The sequence below is a fragment of the Kitasatospora cystarginea genome (assembly GCF_039533515.1).
GTDB lineage: Bacteria > Actinomycetota > Actinomycetes > Streptomycetales > Streptomycetaceae > Kitasatospora > Kitasatospora cystarginea.
Genome location: NZ_BAAATR010000072.1, coordinates 1 through 16,954, shown reverse-complemented (window position 1 = coordinate 16,954; position 16,954 = coordinate 1). Strand labels below are relative to the sequence as shown.

General features: G+C 69.0%; 13 protein-coding genes and 3 pseudogenes. 9 read left to right on the top strand and 7 right to left on the bottom strand.

Annotated features, from left to right (window positions below; all coding sequences use genetic code 11):
• A partial coding sequence (locus tag ABD369_RS38320) for an ADP-ribosylglycohydrolase family protein (protein WP_344641271.1) occupies nt 1-283 on the bottom strand: 283 nt, incomplete at its 3' end.
• A gap of 701 nt (nt 284-984) precedes the next feature.
• Between ABD369_RS38320 and ABD369_RS38315 the strand changes: the two genes are divergently transcribed.
• Nucleotides 985-1,236, top strand: a complete 252-nt coding sequence (locus tag ABD369_RS38315; RefSeq protein WP_344641270.1) for a hypothetical protein — start codon at nt 985-987, stop codon at nt 1,234-1,236.
• Nucleotides 1,237-1,263: 27 nt separating this feature from the next.
• On the opposite strand, the pseudogene ABD369_RS38310 reads toward ABD369_RS38315, so the two are convergent.
• The 3 genes and pseudogenes from ABD369_RS38310 to ABD369_RS38300 all read right to left on the bottom strand — a co-directional run.
• Nucleotides 1,264-1,544, bottom strand: a pseudogene (locus ABD369_RS38310) (DUF4265 domain-containing protein); the annotation flags it as partial.
• Nucleotides 1,510-1,935: a hypothetical protein gene (locus ABD369_RS38305; RefSeq protein WP_344641272.1), complete on the bottom strand. Its 426-nt coding sequence runs from the start codon at nt 1,933-1,935 to the stop codon at nt 1,510-1,512. The pseudogene ABD369_RS38310 and the gene ABD369_RS38305, both read right to left, overlap by 35 nt.
• Before the next feature lie 201 nt (nt 1,936-2,136).
• Nucleotides 2,137-4,221 carry an ATP/GTP-binding protein gene (locus ABD369_RS38300; RefSeq protein ID WP_344641269.1) on the bottom strand — a complete coding sequence of 695 codons (2,085 nt, stop codon included), beginning with the start codon at nt 4,219-4,221 and terminating at the stop codon, nt 2,137-2,139.
• 224 nt (nt 4,222-4,445) lie between these two features.
• Between ABD369_RS38300 and ABD369_RS38295 the strand changes: the two genes are divergently transcribed.
• From ABD369_RS38295 to ABD369_RS38285, 3 genes and pseudogenes are all read left to right on the top strand, one after another.
• On the top strand, nt 4,446-4,883 hold the full coding sequence (locus ABD369_RS38295) for a hypothetical protein (protein WP_344641268.1): 438 nt from the start codon (nt 4,446-4,448) through the stop codon (nt 4,881-4,883).
• A gap of 157 nt (nt 4,884-5,040) precedes the next feature.
• Nucleotides 5,041-5,319 carry a hypothetical protein gene (locus tag ABD369_RS38290; RefSeq protein ID WP_344641267.1) on the top strand — a complete coding sequence of 93 codons (279 nt, stop codon included), beginning with the start codon at nt 5,041-5,043 and terminating at the stop codon, nt 5,317-5,319.
• 366 nt (nt 5,320-5,685) lie between these two features.
• Nucleotides 5,686-6,486 (top strand): annotated as a pseudogene (locus ABD369_RS38285) (IS5 family transposase); the annotation flags it as partial.
• 214 nt (nt 6,487-6,700) lie between these two features.
• On the opposite strand, the gene ABD369_RS38280 reads toward ABD369_RS38285, so the two are convergent.
• On the bottom strand, nt 6,701-7,750 hold the full coding sequence (locus ABD369_RS38280; protein WP_344641266.1) for a DUF4034 domain-containing protein: 1,050 nt from the start codon (nt 7,748-7,750) through the stop codon (nt 6,701-6,703).
• Between the two features lie 578 nt (nt 7,751-8,328).
• Here ABD369_RS38280 and ABD369_RS38275 point away from each other — a divergent pair.
• Nucleotides 8,329-9,175 (top strand): annotated as a pseudogene (locus ABD369_RS38275) (IS5 family transposase).
• A gap of 22 nt (nt 9,176-9,197) precedes the next feature.
• Here ABD369_RS38275 and ABD369_RS38270 read toward each other — a convergent pair.
• Nucleotides 9,198-10,238, bottom strand: coding sequence for a MerR family transcriptional regulator (locus ABD369_RS38270; RefSeq protein ID WP_344641265.1), 1,041 nt, complete (start codon nt 10,236-10,238; stop codon nt 9,198-9,200).
• Nucleotides 10,239-10,566: 328 nt separating this feature from the next.
• Here ABD369_RS38270 and ABD369_RS38265 point away from each other — a divergent pair, with 328 nt between their 5' ends.
• Entirely contained in the window at nt 10,567-11,682 is a 1,116-nt protein-coding gene (locus tag ABD369_RS38265) for a tetratricopeptide repeat protein (protein WP_344641264.1), read from the top strand.
• A 312-nt stretch (nt 11,683-11,994) separates the two neighbouring features.
• A complete protein-coding gene (ltrA, locus tag ABD369_RS38260; protein ID WP_344641263.1) occupies nt 11,995-13,716 on the top strand; it encodes a group II intron reverse transcriptase/maturase in 1,722 nt (573 codons plus the stop codon).
• 76 nt (nt 13,717-13,792) lie between these two features.
• On the opposite strand, the gene ABD369_RS38255 is transcribed toward ltrA, so the two are convergent.
• Nucleotides 13,793-14,755, bottom strand: coding sequence for a Pycsar system effector family protein (locus tag ABD369_RS38255; protein WP_344641262.1), 963 nt, complete (start codon nt 14,753-14,755; stop codon nt 13,793-13,795).
• A gap of 661 nt (nt 14,756-15,416) precedes the next feature.
• Between ABD369_RS38255 and tgmA the strand changes: the two genes are divergently transcribed.
• Both tgmA and tgmB read left to right on the top strand, forming a co-directional pair.
• Nucleotides 15,417-15,755: a putative ATP-grasp-modified RiPP gene (gene tgmA / locus ABD369_RS38250; RefSeq protein WP_344641261.1), complete on the top strand. Its 339-nt coding sequence runs from the start codon at nt 15,417-15,419 to the stop codon at nt 15,753-15,755.
• Entirely contained in the window at nt 15,755-16,732 is a 978-nt protein-coding gene (tgmB, locus tag ABD369_RS38245) for an ATP-grasp ribosomal peptide maturase (protein ID WP_344641260.1), read from the top strand. Before tgmA ends, tgmB begins: the two co-directional genes overlap by 1 nt.
• Nucleotides 16,733-16,954 lie beyond the last annotated feature (222 nt).

Below are 16,954 nucleotides of genomic sequence, written 5' to 3'. Positions count from 1 at the left end.
CGGTCTCCGTGCCGCCGCCGTCCGTCATGATGCGGGTGTAGCCGCGCAGCCAGCCCTCGGCTGTGAAGAGGGTCATCTGGGTGTCGTCGGTGATCGTTCCGACCATACCGTTGCGGTCCGGGACCAGCCCGGTGATACCGACCTCCCCGTACTGGGCCTCGACGGTGACCATGGACTTCATCTCGATCGGATTGCCCAGCGCGTCCCCAATCGCCCCGCCGAGCAGGCAGCCCCTCACCCTCGCCCGGTAAGCGGCCAACTCCGCCCACGACAGGTACTTCACGCGCAAACCGCCTCTCTCGGTTGATCAACCGTCATGCATGCTATCCGCCTTCGCTCGCACCCGATCAGACAGCCAGGAGAGCAAGCAGGCACCGCCGCCGAGATCTCGGCCATCGCACTGAGCCCCGCGCCGTAGGTGCCGACACGCCGCCATCGACCGCTGCAACTAGATCCAGCGCTCCTGGCCCCAGGCTCCTGACCGATGCCGCGCCGACGGAATCCCGACGGTCCTCGCTGCCGCAATCACACGGAACGACCACCGCAGCACGAAATTCAGCCTCCTGACTGCCGTTTCCCACACGGCGCTTGACTGCGTGCCGGAAACCAAGCGTCCATGGAGCCAGCCTGACGGGCGCGGTGCGCACGCGCGGGCCGGGCAGCGACGCGGTCTTACCCCGGCTGTCCCGTGACAGATGATCTCGACCGTTTGCCAAACGATCTTGATCACTGGACTCTCGAACCTTGACCTGCCTCACCAAGGGAGGCTGGTGAGACGATGCACGGATGGATCTCATAGGGGTGACTGAGCGGGAGCGCTTCGCCAACGTCGGCGAGTACGTCAGTTTCGCTGCGGCATGCCCTGTTTGCAGAGGCGAGGCGCCATGCTCGGGCGGGCAAGCTCTGACTTTCGGCCGCCTGGAATGGAGCATCGAGGCCGACTGTGCCGTTTGCGGGCCGTCAGCGATATGCGGGAGTGGAGACATGCCGGCCGATCTGCGTGAGCGATTGCTCGGCGAGCGCGGCCCCGCGCGCCTTGAACTCCCTCAGCAAGGTGCCCGAACTGCTGTGATCATGAAGGTGATCCGGGCGACGTTGAACGTCGAGTTGAATGAGGCCAGGAAGATGCTCCAGGCTGTGCAGTCAGGTCAGCACGCGGCGACGTTGCCCGAGATCGAGCAGCTTGCTCGGAGACTGCGCGCGGTTGGTGTTGAGGCCCGAGCCGTTCGGGGCTGAAGGTCCTCGCCGTTCGGTGGCGGGCGGTCAGGCGCTCCACCACGCGTCGTTGCCGCACGCGACCTCGAAGTGCCACCGCCCTTCCTCCTTGCCGCGGTTCAGGGGCTTCTTGATCCCGGAAAAGTCGGCGTTGGCCGGAACGTTGAAGGCGACCATCGGGAACTCCTCACTGAAGACCTCGCCTCCGAGCCCGAATGCCGAAAGGTGCTGATGGACGGCTTGGGGCTGCGGCCCAGCGGACCGGAAGGGATGGGCACGACCCGAATCGTGCAGTTACCGGAGGCGCTGACCCGTCCGACGGCGCAGTGCCTGAACCCGGGTCGGCGGAGCGGATGGCGGCGCTTCCCTCGCGGTCGGCTCGTCATCGTGCTGTCCACCGTCTATGTCCCCAAGTCCGGCTGCCAGCCGGGCCATCTCGTGCAGTCGCTCGTAGTACCTGGTCCCGTCCTCGTCGCTGATCGAGGGTAGGACCTTCTCAAGGACCTCGATGCACTTCAGAAGGGTTCTGCGGCGCCTCTCGTCGAGAACGCTCGACAAGCACGAAGAGACGCAGCCGGCGACGTCCGCATCCAGCAGCACCAGGTCTTCGCCCTCGACTTCTCGACCACGAAGGTGCGCAGGGAACTCCGCCTTCATGTGCACTCCCCACAGTTGTGGGAGCAGGTCATTACGTTCCAACTCACTGATGTCCGTGATCATGGCAGCACCAACGAACCAGGTCACCTGAGACGACGAGCGAATCGGACCAGATCATCTGAGACAGGGACCAAATCGCCTGAGACGCGACGGCCGGTGGCAGTCGGGCAAGATTCGCTGGCACCCTATGGCCAAGGGCACCCGCAGGGCGGGCAGCCATGGTCACGGTCGTCTCCTGGTGGACCGATTTGCCGCGGTCCAGCGCTACTGGCCGGTGCCCAGGTGGGTGCACCGGTTGGTGACCAGGGTGCGCCAGCGGGCGCGCGTGGCGTCCGGGCCGTCGAGCCAGCTGGCGGCGGAGGGGTCGTCCAGGGGGAGGTCGGCCATGAAGTGGGCGATGTCGACGTAGTAGGCGCGGCTGACGTCGATCGGGTCGCCGGTGCTGGTGAGCGCGCGCAGGCCGGAGATCGCGTCGGTGAGCGGGCCGAGGTTGCCCTGGACGGCGTGGTGGAAGCAGAGGGCGAGCTCGAGTGCGGCTTGGGCGTCGGTGACACCGGCGGCGGCGGTTTCGGCGCGCAGGACTTGGGCTCGGTCGTCGATGTCGGCATCCGTACCGGCATCGCGGAGGAGGGCGGCGATGCGGGTGGTGAGGGTGGTGGCGCGCAGGTCCAGGCCGGTGAGCAGGTGATCGGCGAGGTCGATCTCGTCGTCGGCGAGGTCGGGGTCGGTGAAGGCGAGGGTGAAGGCGCGTTGGGCCTGGGCGGTGGCGCGTTCGCCGGCGACGGCGTGCTGTTCGGCTTCGGTGCGGGCGGCTTCGTACGCGGCGGCGGCGCGGTCCATGTCGCCGTGGGGCCACCAGATGTCGCCGAGTACGCGGTGGTGGCGGCCCTTCCAGCCGAGGGTTTCTGCGACCTGCAGTGCGGCGGGGAAGTCGCCGGCAAGGCGGGCGAGGTGGGCGAGGCCTCGGCGGGCGGCTGGGGCGAGGTGTCCGCCGCCGTCGGCGACGAGCTGCATTCCCTGGCGGGAAGCGGTGTGGCGGCCGAGGTCGCGTTGGGCCTTGGCGAGGTAGTAGACGGCGAGCTCGTTCAGGTCGGCAGGGAGCAGGCCGGTGTCGACGACCGTGGTGAGCCGGTCGGCGGTGCGGGAGCGGTGTTCGTGCTGCCGGCGGGCGAGCGCGCTCAGGGTCTCCACGAGCGCGTCCGCCGGGGTCAGCAGGGCGTCGGCTCCTGGTCGGGTCGACTGCGGATCCGCGGCATTGGCGGGCGTGGCCGGGGTGGGTGGGGCGATGGGCTCCCAGAGCCAGTCGCTGACGTAGGCCCAGGTAGCTTTGGTGAGCCAGTCGAGGTCGAGGCGGTGGTCGCGGGCGAGGGTGAGGCCTTGGCGCAGGCAGGCGACGAGCAGCATGCGGCTGCGGGTGGTGTTGGTGGTCCACTGTTCGCCGAGGGCGGCGAAGGCCCGTGCGGCGGCCTGCTGCCAGTCCTGTTCACTCCAGCGGTCGTCGGTGTGGTCGTCGGCGCTGCGGATGGTGGAGCGGATCAGGCCGTGCAGGTGGTAGGGCCACAGGCCGAAGGGGTTCTCGCGGATGAACGGTCGTTCGGTCAGGCGCAGTGCTGCGGCTTCGTGGGTGAGGCCGGCGGCCCGGGTCGCGAGGGTGGTGTCGAAGGCGTCCAGCAGGGTGACCGAGCGTAGGACGTGCCGCTCGTCGGGGGTGAGGTCGCTGAGGGTGCGAGCGATCAGGGCAGGGAAGTCGTGGTCGAAGTCCGCTGGCTCCGGAGTGCGGGTGCGGCGGATCTCCAGGAAGCGCATGACGGCGAGATCAAGGTAGAGCGGCAGGCCGTGGCTGCGGGTCGTGATGGTCTCGCGGATGCTCGCGTCGATGAGTGGCTGGCTGTCGCGGGTGAGGCGGCGTGCAAGGTAGCGCTCGCAGTCTTCCGGTGAGAAGTCGCCGATGAGGATCTGGCGGCTGCCGCCGCTGCCGGCGGCGGTGGATACGCTGCGGGCGCCGGGGATATGTGCCGCAAGTCCGGGCCAGGCCGTGGGGCCGGTGAAGTCGAGCTGGCCCTGGAGGCCTTCGTCTGCCCACTGCAGGCGGCTGCGTCCGGTGATGATGAAGAACGCTGCCGGCATCAGCCACACGATGCGCTGGATGACGCGCTCCAGGTCGCGGTTGGTGCGGTCGCCGATGTCCTCGAAGGTGTCCAGCAGGATCATCGGGGTGATGGCCTTCTTCGCTGGCAGCTGCGCGAGTTCCCAGGCCATCAGGTGCGCGTAGTAGGAGAACGCCTCGAGGTCGGGCTCGGCCTCGAGCAGGTCCGCGAGACGGGCGCAGCCGGCCAGGGCCTGTGTCATTTGATGTCGTTCGCGGAGGGCTCGCACCAGGGTGGTCGTGATGTGGCCGATGGCGGAGCCGACGACGCCGGGCACTGCCAGCTGCTGGGTGACCTTGATGGGGATCCTTGAACTTCCCCACCCCTTGCTCGGTTAGTGGCCAGATCTGGTCACTCGGATTCCCCACTTCAGTGGAGGCGGGCGGGAAGTTAGACCTGAGCTGGTTCAGCGGGCACCATGCCCTGGTGAGCATCATCATCAAGTTCTTCGCGGCACCGGACCGTGACGCTGCAGCCGCCGTCGTGGAGGGTGGCCCCGACGGGGTATTCGACTCGCTGATGTACGGCAACTTCGATGCTGAAGAGGCCCTGATCGAGTGGGAGAGCCTCTTTACCGGTCGGAGCTTCGAGGAGCTCGTCGAGGCTGATGTGCCCGACGTTGTTGCCGACCCGGGCGACGGTGAAGGCCCTCTGGTTCTCGTGGTTTCTCTTGCCCTTCAGGACGCGTTGGCCGCCGCTGACGGTCCCCGGCTTACCGAGGTCAGCTGGCAGTGGGTCCAGGAACGGGCAGAAGACGGCGAGGTGTTCGCCCCAGAGACGGCAGCCTGGATCCTGACCGGCTTGGCAGAGCTGGCACGGACGATCGGCGACCGGGAGGACCGGTTGTACTGCTGGATGGCATAAAGGCGCGAGGCGGCCACTGATCGTCGCCCGCTCCGGGTCGGCCAAACCTGCTCGGGTGCCCCACCCATCGTGTGATCTCGCTCGGCGTGTCCGGTTGCCCATCCGGACCTCGCCGCCCGCCTCGACGACCTCACCGACCGCACAGGCCGCCTGCGCCATGACAGCGACCAACGACGCACCTGACACCACCGCCGAGGAGCGCTGGCAGCACATCGAAGACCGGCTCGCCACCATCGAACGCCGCATCCGCGAACACAGCAGCGCCGCCATCGCCACCATCGACACCTGCCTGGCCAGACTCGACGCCCTCCGCCACGACCTCGCCCACCGGCCCTGGCCCCCGCAGGCCATCCCCGCACCCGCGGACCCTCCGACCATCCCGCCGCAACCGACGCGAGCCCCAGCCGAGAGTCCGGCGGCTCACGCGCGAGGGTGACCGGCTTCCTCAGCGGCGCGGGCCGCCAGGGGGTCCGGCCGGTGTGCCCGCCGGTACACGGCGTGCTCGTGGGCCGGTTCGCGCGGGGTCCTGTGCGGCCGCGGAAAGTTCACAAGTGCCGGCTGCGGCGTGGCGGGTATGCGCCTGGCGCGGCAGGGCAGGGCGAGCGTTCTGGGGGGCAGGACGCCGTCGTCTGGGAGATAAGAGCCGTGGGCGTCGACCAGGAGTACGCGCAGCAGCGAATCGCTGAGGCCATCGCTGCTCGCGAAGCCGAAGAAGGCCACAGCTGGGAGCAGCTCGTGAAGGTCGGCGCCGCCTAGGCCGTGTGTCAAAAGTGGATCTTGAGGCGGTGCATGATCACCGTTCATGGGGCGGGGAGATCTCACGGACAAGCAGTGGGCGGCGCTGGAGCCGTTGCTGCCGAAGGGCGTGAAGGCAGGTCGGCCGCCTGTCTGGTCTCGGCGGCAGTTGATCGACGGCATACGGTTCCGGGTCCGGACCGGTGTTCCGTGGCGGGACGTACCCGTCGAGTACGGGCCGTGGGGCCGGATCTACGACCTGTTCCGCCGGTTGCAACGGGATGGTACCTGGCACCGGGTCCTCACCCAGCTTCAGTCCCTGGCTGACGCGAAGGGTGCGATCACATGGGACCTGAGCGTCGACTCCACGGTGTGCCGTGCCCATCAGCATGCGGCCGGGGCCCGGAAGCGGGGTGACCTGCAGAAGGAGTCACCGGGTGGTGTCTTTGCCGAGCCTGGTGATCACGGGCTGGGACGTTCGCGCGGTGGGTTCACCACCAAGCTGCACCTGGCCGTCGAGCAGGGGCAGAAGCCCATGTCGATCGTGGTGACGGCCGGGCAGCGTGGAGACTCGCCGCAGTTCGAACCGGTGCTGGAGAAGGTTCGCGTGCCCCGCATCGGACCGGGCCGGCCACGCGTCCGCCCCGATCGCGTGCGGGCCGACAAGGCGTACGCCTCCCACAGAAACCGCGCCTACCTGCGCCGACGTGGCATTCGCTGCACCATCCCGGACAAGGCCGACCAGGCTCGCAACCGCAAGAGACTCGGCGCTCGCGGCGGCCGGCCGCCCAAGTTCGACGCCGAGGACTACAAGGCTCGGCATGCGGTCGAATGTGGCATCAATCGTCTCAAAAGGCATCGCGCCGTGGGTGAGGTCGACTCGGGGCGCCCTGCTGGTGTTTCCACCAGTGGGTTTCCCCGAGCCGCCTCCCGAACCCGGCATGCCCGTCTCCAAGCACCGGGCGGGTGCGGAAACGGTCCTGGGGCGCAGGCCAACGAGGGCGGGCTTTGTGGCTGGGTGGTACCGCTCCCGGCGGGTCCGGCAGGCGTCGGCCGCCCCGCGAGCAGCCGGCGCGGCCGTGTCAGGCAGCCGCGCGGGCAGCCTTGGTGCGGGCGGCGTCGAAGACGGCGGCCGGGTTTCCGTAGTAGATCCACGGGCCGGCGATCTCCCTGCCCATCCCGCGGAAAAGGTCCAGGGCCTGCGCCGGGCGGCCGTTCTCGATCAGGCCGTGGGCGATCCAGCCGCGCGCCGGGACGATGCCGGGGTGGGCAGGGTCGGCGGCCGCCAGGTCGGCCAGGGCCTCGTCCAGGGCGGCCGTGTATTCGGCGGACCGGTAGAGCGAGGCTGCGGACTTGTCGCGCAGGACCTGCTCCCAGTACGCCCGCAACTTCAGCACCGTCAGCAGGCTGCCCCCCGGTGCTCCGGCGATCGCCTTGTCCGCGAACTCGTGCATCAACTCGTTGCTGCCGAGCCACTTCTCGCACCAATACTGCAGCGCGGCGGTGTGCGCGCCGAAGTGGTGGGGCTCGCGGGCCACGATCTCCGCCCACAGCGCGCGGTAGCGCTCGTGCGACCAGCCCTGACCCATCGCGATCGGCTGCTGCACCACCCACGCGTTCGGGTCCCCGGCCGGGGCGAGTCGGATCGCCTCGTACGACACCCCCACTGCCTCCTGCAGCACCTGGTGAAAGCCCATAGCCTGCTCGCGGGTCACCTCGGAGGCGTACTTCCCGGTGCGAATCTCCCACGCCCGCTTGACCAGGGCGTCGGTGTGCACCTGGGCGGCCTCGGGGCTGTCCGGCCGCTCCTTGCGCCACTGCCAGAGCCAGATGTCGTCGGTGGCCGCGAGGTCGCCGAACGGGTTCATCCGGGCGTAGCGGGTGCTCCAGTCACCGTCGCCGTCCGAGAGGTAGGCGGCGGCAGGTCGCCAGTCCCCCGCCTTGGCCGCATCCAGCGCGGCCCGCGCCGCCGGGTCGGCGGGTTCGCTGCCCACTTCGACCAGTTCGGCGCGCGGCACCAGGCCCGCGGTGGCCGCATCGTGGCCCGCGGTGGCCTTGCGGTGCTTGTTCAGCCAAAGACCCAGCCTAATGAGGAGGACGAGGAGGGTGACGATGACGAGCGGGTGGGGCATAGACCTACTTCTCTACGAAACTTCGTCTCACAAGTGTGCGTTCGGTGAAGATCTTATCGTTCGGACGCAGAGCCGTGAACGGGTTTTCCGGGTAGGCCAACGCCTGTGGCTCCAGAGCCGTCCCGACGTCACGGACCGGGCCCACAGCCCCTGAAGCCGCCTCCGGACCCTGCGGCACCCTACTCATAGGCGCGCGGGGGCCGTGGAAGACACGGGCGCGCTGGCGTCGTGGACGACGGCCTGGCGGATCGCGGCGTACAGCTCGACCTTCGACATCTGTGGCATGAGCGGGGCCTTCCACCCAGAGCACTCCCGATGCTGGCCTGGCAAGTACCGCGGTGACGTCGAAACTCGCGAACATCAACCGCCGGTGGATCGCAGTGACTCCCAAACTCGTGAACACCTGACGTCACTACTACGGTTCTGGCTCAACTTCCGTGACCGGTAACACTGGGTTAGAGCTCGCGCAGGTAGGCGGCGCGGGGAGCCCCGGCAGCAAAGTGGGCACAGGTTCCGGTGATCATGGAGTTGCGACGCTCTGTGATCATCTGGGGGCCTGTGTCGGGTAGCCCGGCCGCATTACTGCGGCCGGGCCCCCTAAATGGCTGACCGCCGCTCTGGGACCAATTCGCGGCCCTGCTGCCCGATCGCCCGACAGTCGATCCGCGCCATCCGCTCGGCTGCCACCGCCCGCGCATCAGCGACCGGATCGTGTTCGACAAGCTCCTGCAGCTACTGCGGTTCGGCTGCTCCTACGAGGCAATCGCCGACACCACCTGCTCCGCGACCACCATCCGCAACCGCCGCGACGAGTGGATCGCGCTCGGCGTCTTCGTCCAGCTCAAGCGGGTCGCGCTGGAGTCCTACGATCGGGTCGTCGGGCTCGTACTCGACCAGATCGCCATCGACGGCTCCATCACCAAGGCCCCTGGCGGTGGCGAGGTCGCCGGGCGCTCACCGGTCGACCGCGGCAAACAGGGCCTGAAGCGCTCGGGCATGACGGATGGTTATGGAATCCCGCTCGGTAGGGTCCTGGCTGGAGCGAACCGCCACGACTCCCCGCTGCTCGCCCCGACCCTGGACCTACTGGACGACCTCGGACCACTGCCCGACGTCATCACCGTCCATCTGGATGCCGGTTACGACTCGGACAAGACCCGCACCGAACTCGCCGCCCGCAACCTGCACGGCCGCATCGCGCACAAGGGCGAGAAGGCACCGATCCAGGCCAGTCAGCGGTGGTACGTCGAGCGCACTCGCGCCTGGCAGAACGCCTTCCACCGCCTCGCCCGCTGCTACGAACGCCGCAAAACCGTCGTCAACGCCTTCTTCGACCTCGCCGACACGATCATCACGGTCCGCAGCCTCATCCGCCGAGCCTGGACCACCCAGCGCTGGGACAAGCGACCTAACCACCGCCGATGAGCACACCCATTTGCGGGAGCTCTTACTCCACGTCAGCCACGGCGCAGGCGACGTTGTCCGGGCCCCCTGCGCGGCGGGCGAGGGTGACCAGATCGCGGACCGCCACGTCCGGGTCGTCCGCGGCGACCAGCGCCGCGCGGATGTCCGGGTCGGGCAGCACGGCCGAGAGGCCATCGGAGCAGAGCAGGTAGCGGTCCCCCGCCCGGCTCTCGCGCAGCGACAGATCGGCGTCGCTGCCCTCCCGGCCGTCCAGCGCACGCGTGAGCAGCGCACGCTGCGGATGCGCCGCCGCCTCGTCCTCCGTGAGGCGGCCCTCGTCGATCAGGGTGCGGACGAGGGAGTGGTCGGTGGTGATGCGGAACAGCTCGCCAGCGCGCAACAGGTAGGCGCGGGAGTCGCCGACGTGGACGAGGGTGAGCTCGGAGCCGGTCCACAGCAGTGCGGTGAGCGTCGAGCCGGAGGCGCCCAGCTCCGCCATGCGAAGGTTCACGGCGGCCACCGACTCCGCGAGAGCGGTGCGCACGTCGGCGGCCGGCCGGTCCGTCAGAGCCTTCAGCGCGTCGACGGCCAGGACGCTGGCCCGCGCGCCGTCCGGGCCGAAGCCGTCGGCGACGGCCAGCAGGCCGGGGCCGGCGTAGGCAGTGTCCTGGTTGGTCTCGCGGACCAGACCGGTGTCCGACGCGGCGGCAGAGCGCAGGGTGAACGATGCAGTGGTCATGTTCGCGGGGTCCTTCCCGTTGAGGTGGTCCGCGAGGAAGAGGGCCAGCCGGCGCCGGGACTCGGTGTCGTGCTCGACCTGCGCCCAGTAGGCGGTGACGGCGGCCGCCGCCGCGGCGGGCGGCAGCACGCAGACCGCGGTGATCCGGGCCAGCGGCATGCCGAGCAGTCGCAGCCGCGAGACGAGCCGGGCCTGTTCCAACTGGGCCGGTTCGTAGTACCGGTAGCCGGACGCCGGATCGACCTGCGCCGGGCGCAGCAGGCCGAGCTCGTCGTAGAGCCGCAGCGCCTTGGGCGTGAGCTCGGCCCGGCGCGCGAACGCCCCGATGGTCAGCAACTCCGCCACGTTCCCTCCTCCTCGCCCCGGACCCGCCGTGGACCCGGTGCCCCTGATGCTGGGCCTTGCCCCACGGTGAAGGTCAACGACCTGCGGCGAAGTCGGGCCGAGCCACTGACCGATTCCCGCGCCTCGGGTACTGGCTTCCCGCCCGCCGGGCCGGCTCGCACCCGGTACCTGCTTGTTCTCCAGCTCGCATCAGATCCGCACGTCAGTACGATCATCGCTGCATCAGGGGCTGAGCGAAGGAACGGGCATGTTCGCAGGTTGGCGCGATCGGAAGCACGAGCGGGATCTTCGGCTTGCCACCGAGCTTCTCAGTGAGGGCGACCATCTGATGACGCGGGGAAGCTGGGTAAAGGCCGAGCAGGCGTTCCGGTGGGCGGTCGACCTGCGCTGCGACCGGCTCGGTGCCGAGGCCGGGCTGACCCTCGAGGCCCGCAGCCGGCTGGCGGTCGCGCTGATCGGGTTGAGCCGCAGGGAGGAGGCGGAGGCCGAGCTGCGGGACCTGGTGGTGTGCTGCCCGGCCGTGCTGGGCGAGGACCACGGTCTCACCAGCGATGTGCGGATCGATCTCGCCAATCTCCTGGTGAGGAAGAACCGACTCGATGACGCCATGGAGCTCGCCTTGGCCGTGCTGCGCTGCCGTCCGGCCCCGGACGAGTTCGGTCTGATGGCCTGGGGTACCAAGCTCAGGGTGTACGCCGCCCAGGGCCGTCATCGCGAGGCGGCCGACGAGGCCCAGACGCTGCGGGAGCAGAACGCCCAGGTGTACGGCGAGAACCACATCCGCACGCTGAAGGCCGGCGCCGACCGGGTCCAGAACCTGGTCTTCCTGGGTGAGTACGAGACGGCCGAGCGCGAGTGCCGCGCGCTCATCGACCAACACGGCAAACAGGATCAGCTCTGGCTGGCCGTCATGAACGCCTTGATCCTGGCGCTCAACGGGCTCGGCCGCCACGACCAGGCCGAGACCGCCGCACGAAAAGCTCTCAAGCAGGAGGCACGGATCACCAAACCGGGTGGCGACTGGCGGGTCGTTCTGGGCCTCGGGCTCGCGCGCAGCCTCAGCGGCCGCGGTCACCACGAGGAGGCGCTGCGCGTCGCATCGCAGGCCACAGCGGAAGCCCTGCGCTCCCCGGGTGTCCGGGTCTCCCTCATGGCGCCGATCGCCACCGTCACCGCCCGGGCCCTGCTCGGCCTCGAACGGCTGGAGGACGCCGAGGCCGAGGCCCGACGCGCGGTCGAGCTCGCCGAGCCGAACCTCAGCCCGATCCATCACAGCTTCCTTGAAGCCGCCACGACCCTCGGCAGCGTGCTCGCCGCCCAGAACCGCCGCGCGGAGGCCGAGGAGCAGCTCACTCGCTGCGCCACCGCTTGGCGCGAGCATTTCGGCCCTCACCACCCACGCACCGTGGCCATCGAAGCGGAACTCGCCACGCTTCGGTCCTGACCCCGGGCCCCACCGGCCTCCGGGGGAAGGGCCGGTGGCGGCCCGCAGCGCAGCCACCGGCCGCCCGCACCGTGCGCGACGAAGCGAAGGCCAGCGGCCGAAAGGCAAGGGGAAAGCGGGCGGTGTCTCTCAGCCGTCCTTATAACCCGCTGGATACGGGACGAGTGCCCGGCCCGAAAGGGAGCTGACGTGGATCAGGTGGGACCTTGAAGTGAGACTGCGAACGACGCAGTACCTACGGGCAAGTTAGATGGCGAAAGGGGCAGTGTGGCGGTCAGTGGCACGCTTCGGGCGCTGAACGGACCAAGGGACGTGACCGCCGTAGATTGGCACAGCATCGACTGGGCCGAGACGGAGGGCAACGTACGCCGACTGAGGCAGAGGATCTTCAAGGCCGCGCAGACCGGGGACATGAAGAAGCTCCGGAACCTGCAAAAACTCATGCTGCGGAGCCACAGCAACACGCTGGTGAGCGTGAAGCGGGCGACGCAGGTGAGTGCTGGACGCAAGACGGCCGGACTGGACGGGGAGACCGTTCTCACGCCCAAGAGGCGCGGGGAGGTCGCTGCCGAGATCCATCGGTCAGCGGAGCCCTGGAAGGCCCGCCCGGTCAAGCGCGTGTACATCCCGAAGAGCAACGACAAGCAGCGCCCGCTCGGCATCCCCGTCATTCGAGACCGCATCATGCAGGCGCGGGTCAAGAATGCGATGGAGCCGGAGTGGGAGGCCCGGTTCGACCCGAGGTCGTACGGGTTCCGTCCCGGACGCAGCTGCCAGGACGCGGAGAGGTCCATCTACAACGTGGTGAGCGGCAAGTCCGCGCACCGCGCTTGGGTCCTGGACGCGGACCTGTCGGCGGCGTTCGACAAGATCCACCACGAGCGGCTGATGGAGCAGATCGGCCTGTTTCCAGGACGTGAGCCGATCTGGCGCTGGCTTCGGGCCGGCGTGGTGGACCGCGGGCGGTTCGCTCCCATGGAGGAGGGCACCCCGCAGGGCGGGGTGATCAGCCCTCTGCTGCTGAACGTCGCGCTCAACGGGATGGAGGCGGCAGCCGGGGTGAGGTGTCGCAAGCGGGTCCGCCCGCAGACCGACTACGACTCCCCGGTGCTGATCCGGTACGCGGACGACTTCGTGGTGCTCACGCACACCGAAGCCGAGGCCCTGGCAGCGAAGGACAAGCTGGCGAAGTGGCTGGAGCCCCGTGGGCTCCGCTTCAACGAGGAGAAGACCAAGGTCGTCCACCTCACCGAAGGCTTCGACTTCCTCGGGTTCAACATCCGCAGGAGCTCCAGCGGGAAAGCGATCGTCAGGCCGAGCAAGGCAGCAGTGAAGCGTATCCGGAAACGGCTGCGCGACGAGGTGAAGAACCTGTACGGGGTCAACGCCGAGGCGCTGCTGCGCAAGCTCAACCCGATCATCAGGGGTTGGGCGACCTACTACCGGGGAGTCGCCTCCAAGGAGGTCTTCACGTCGCTGGACACGTACGTCTGGCGGCTCATCCACGGATGGGCGGTCCGCCAGCACCGAAGCAAGCCGAGGATGTGGGTACTACGCCGCTACTTCGGCAACTTCAACAAGTCCAGAAAGGACAGATGGGTGTTCGGCGTCAGGGCCACTGGCGCCTATCTCCTGAAGTTCAGGTGGACCCCGATCGTCCGGCACTTCATGGTCAGGGGTGGGGCGTCTCCGGACGACCCGAGCCTGCGGGAGTACTGGGCGTCGAGGACACGCAGCGTCGTGCCGCACCTGGACAAGATGAGCTTGTCCCTAGCGGCGAGGCAGAAAGGGCTGTGCCCGCTCTGCAAGCAGGCGCTGATCGCCGGGGCCGAATACGAACCAGACCACCCACGCGAGTGGATGGCCTGGTTCGCGGCGTCGAAGAAGATGCTCAACAAGCATCACTTCGTCTACCGGCGCGACGGAGGATCAGACGACAGCCGGAACATCCGGCTGATTCACGCCGAGTGCCACCGCCAGCTCCATGCGAACGACGGTGGCACCGGTCCAGTGCAGGGCCTGCAAGGCCAATGAGTCCTGCTTGAGCCGTGTGCCGCGACGAGTGGCACGCACGGTTCTGAGGGGGCCCCGTCACGGTGACGTGGCGGGGCTACCCGACGCGGTGGTGGCGGATCTCGTCGAAGCCTTCGCGGGGGAGGAGGTCGCGGGCGGAGCAGGCCATGCGGTGCTGCCAGCGCAGGACGTCTTCCGGTACCCGCTGGTGATCGGGCCTGCTCGAGTTCCGCGTGAGGCAGAGGTCGAGCGGGGCGTCCGTCAGGATCGCGACCGCGCGGCGCCCGTGGGCGTGGGCGAGTTCGACCAGCTGGAGCCGGTGGTGGCTCTCACAGCTCACGTTGTCCACGAACGTCGTCAGGCCCCGGCGCAGCCGCATGCTCAGGATCTGGTGTTGGAGGAGGACGGCGTCCGGGGTCGCGGCCTGGTCGCCGGGTTCGGAGACGACGGCGCGTGGCTGGTCGAGGCTGACGATCTGGTGCGGCGGGATGGTGAGCAGCGTCGTGAACTTGCCCGAGCCGCTGGCGCCGATCATGACGACGAGGTCGCCGGGTTCGACGGGGTCGAGGGTGGTGGTCATGGTGGGTGCCTCCGGGGTGGGGTGGTGGGTTGTCAGACGGCGGCGGACAGGAGCGCGGCGGCGGAGACGGCGAGGACGGCGACGAGTGCAAGGCGGGCCGCCCAACTGGAGGAGGCGCATCTTGCGCTCGCACAGCACGCTGAGGGCGTGGAGGCGGGCGAGGCGGACGTCGTCGGCCAGGGCCTGGCGGATCGCGTCCGGGTCGGTGCAGCGGGCCCAGCGGGAGAAGCCGTTGGACCTGGTGGGGTCGAGCTTGGGCATGACGACCAGGACCGAGAGCAGCGCGGAGGCGACGGCGGCGGCGATGCCGACGGCGGCCAGGGCGAGCGCGAGCGCGGGCGCGGGTGCCTTGCCGAGCGCGGCCACTCCGGCAATGAGGACGCCGGTGATGCCGAGCAGCAGGGACGCTTTCGAATCCGTTCGAGCGGAAACGCGCGGGTTCGCGGAATCCTGAGCCTGGATTCGCCGGAACCTGCTCACGGTCTGCAGCTTGGGCGACAAGCGCGGCGGGTTCGTGCTTGCCTGGCTGATGCTCCGGCGCCCCTGGGGCTGGCTCCCGTCGGGGATGGCACCGGACAGTGGTAAGACAGCGGTCTGGGGTCGAAGCCGTCTGCCGTGGCTTCGACCCCGAACCCCTTTAGCTGGGCGCTGAGGAGGGCCAGGCCAGTATCAAGTCAGTGGCTAGCCTCGATGACCGGTTCGGGGCAGTGTCGACGGCCTGAGCCGATCTCCTCTCAGTCCGACTACGAGGACCTTGTCTCTGCCGGACGACGGGCTGGTGTGTCGCCTGCCCGGCCTCAACAGAGCGACGGCACTCGTGGCCCACGGTGCCGGCTGAGCCCTCCTGCTGGCCGACAACCGCAGCAACAAGCACCGTCCCTCGACAGCAGCGACTTGTGTCCGGAAAGCTGCTCGCCGCGGTGGCCTCGGGTCTCGATACTGGGCGGATGGCACGCAAGATACCGAGGGCTCCCCGGCGAGCGGGCGCGTGCCCCCGGTCCGCCCAAGCCCGACCGTCTCCGTGGCGCCGCCACCGATCTGCGTGCCGGAGGAAACGGACGGATCGCCTGCGTGGGCGAAGTCCAGCTGCCGCACCACAACACCAACCGGAACGGCTGAAAGCACAGGTAGGAGTTGAATGATGGGAACGCGAGACCACCACGCGGCTTGGGGCACCACCCGGATGGCACCGTACGCGGAGACCGCCGAGGTTCCTGTGCTCACGCCGGTGATCGACCCCGAGACCCAGATCGCCGTTGTCGTCGACGAGCTCGGTCGCACGGTCGAGCTCAGCCGATACGAAGCCGACAGCAGCAGCACCAGCACCTCGAACCACACCAGCACTTCGAACTACACCAGCACCTCGAACTACACCAACACCGCGAACATCACCAGCACCGACACCGACTACACCTCCGACCCGGACAACACCACCGACAACGACCACCATCCTGACTACGACACCGTTCCTGACCACTGATGGCGGCGACGGCGGGTACGACGGACCCGAGCGGGTCGGTGCTGGTGCTGACCAACCCGCACGACGTGACCAGTGACCTGGTGCTGCGTATCCTCGCTGAGCGCAAGGTGCCGGTTGTCCGGTTTGATCCCGGCACCGACCTGCACGCGGGTGCTGCGTTGAGCGCCAGGTACGGGACGGGAGGCCAGCGCGGCACGTTGCGCACGCGGAGCCGTGAGCTCGACCTCACCGGAGTACGCTCCGTTTGGACCCGTCGCCCCTCGGCCTTCGACGGGCCGGGCGAACTGGACGGGCAGGAACGGCGGTTCGCCGCCGCGCAGTCGTTGTGGGGCGTCGGCGGCATCCTGGCGTCCCTGCCCGGGGCCGACTACGTGAACCACCCGTGGGACAACCGGGCGGCGGAGCACAAGCCGGCCCAGCTCGCCGCCGCGCAGCGCAGCGGCTTCGCGGTCCCCGGCACACTGATCACCAACGACCCGGACGGGGCACGGGAGTTCGTTGCTTCACAGTGCGGCAGGGTGGTCTACAAGCCGCTGTGGAACACGCCCTATGAGGTGGACGGCCGGGCGCAGCAGGTGTGGGTGCGGGAGGTGCGCGCGGAGGAGATCACGGACGGCGTGGCGGCCTGTCCCCACCTGTTCCAGGCCACGGTGGCGAAGGCGTTCGACGTGCGCCTGACGGCCGTGGGCGGGCGGCTGTTCGCGGTGCGGATCGACAGCCCCGATCTCGACTGGCGGCAGCGGCAGTCGTTGATGGAGTGCACCCCGATCGCCGTCCCCGACGGGGTCGCGCGCTCGGTCCGTGCCTACCTGGAGCTGTCTCGGCTCGTTTTCGGCGCGTTCGACTTCGCCGTCACGGCGGATGGGGAGTGGTACTTCCTGGAGTGCAACCCCAACGGACAGTGGGCTTGGCAGCCGGAGGCCATCACCGACGCGATCGCCCATGCGCTCGCGGACCAACTGCAGAAGAGTCACTGAACAGCAGGCGGCTCGCAGGCTTGCTTCCATCCCCGACCTGGGAACGGGGACGTGGGCACTGGAGGACGTTCCGGCTGGTCAAGCTCGTCATGTCCGCCCCGGGAACCCGCGCGTCTTCCAAGGGCGCTAGGCAGTGTCCTGGCGATCAGTTGAGTCGTTGATACGACTATGGGGTGTAGGAGTGATCTGACGGATGCCCAGTGGGAGCGCCTGGCGCCGCTT

Coding starts and splice junctions, on each gene's coding strand:
- ABD369_RS38315 (WP_344641270.1), top strand. CDS start 985: ATGCCGGCCGATCTGCGTGAGCGATTGCTCGGCGAGCGCGGCCCCGCG.
- ABD369_RS38305 (WP_344641272.1), bottom strand. CDS start 1,935: ATGATCACGGACATCAGTGAGTTGGAACGTAATGACCTGCTCCCACAA.
- ABD369_RS38300 (WP_344641269.1), bottom strand. CDS start 4,221: ATGACACAGGCCCTGGCCGGCTGCGCCCGTCTCGCGGACCTGCTCGAG.
- ABD369_RS38290 (WP_344641267.1), top strand. CDS start 5,041: ATGACAGCGACCAACGACGCACCTGACACCACCGCCGAGGAGCGCTGG.
- ABD369_RS38280 (WP_344641266.1), bottom strand. CDS start 7,750: ATGCCCCACCCGCTCGTCATCGTCACCCTCCTCGTCCTCCTCATTAGG.
- ABD369_RS38265 (WP_344641264.1), top strand. CDS start 10,567: ATGACGCGGGGAAGCTGGGTAAAGGCCGAGCAGGCGTTCCGGTGGGCG.
- tgmA (WP_344641261.1), top strand. CDS start 15,417: ATGGGAACGCGAGACCACCACGCGGCTTGGGGCACCACCCGGATGGCA.
- tgmB (WP_344641260.1), top strand. CDS start 15,755: ATGGCGGCGACGGCGGGTACGACGGACCCGAGCGGGTCGGTGCTGGTG.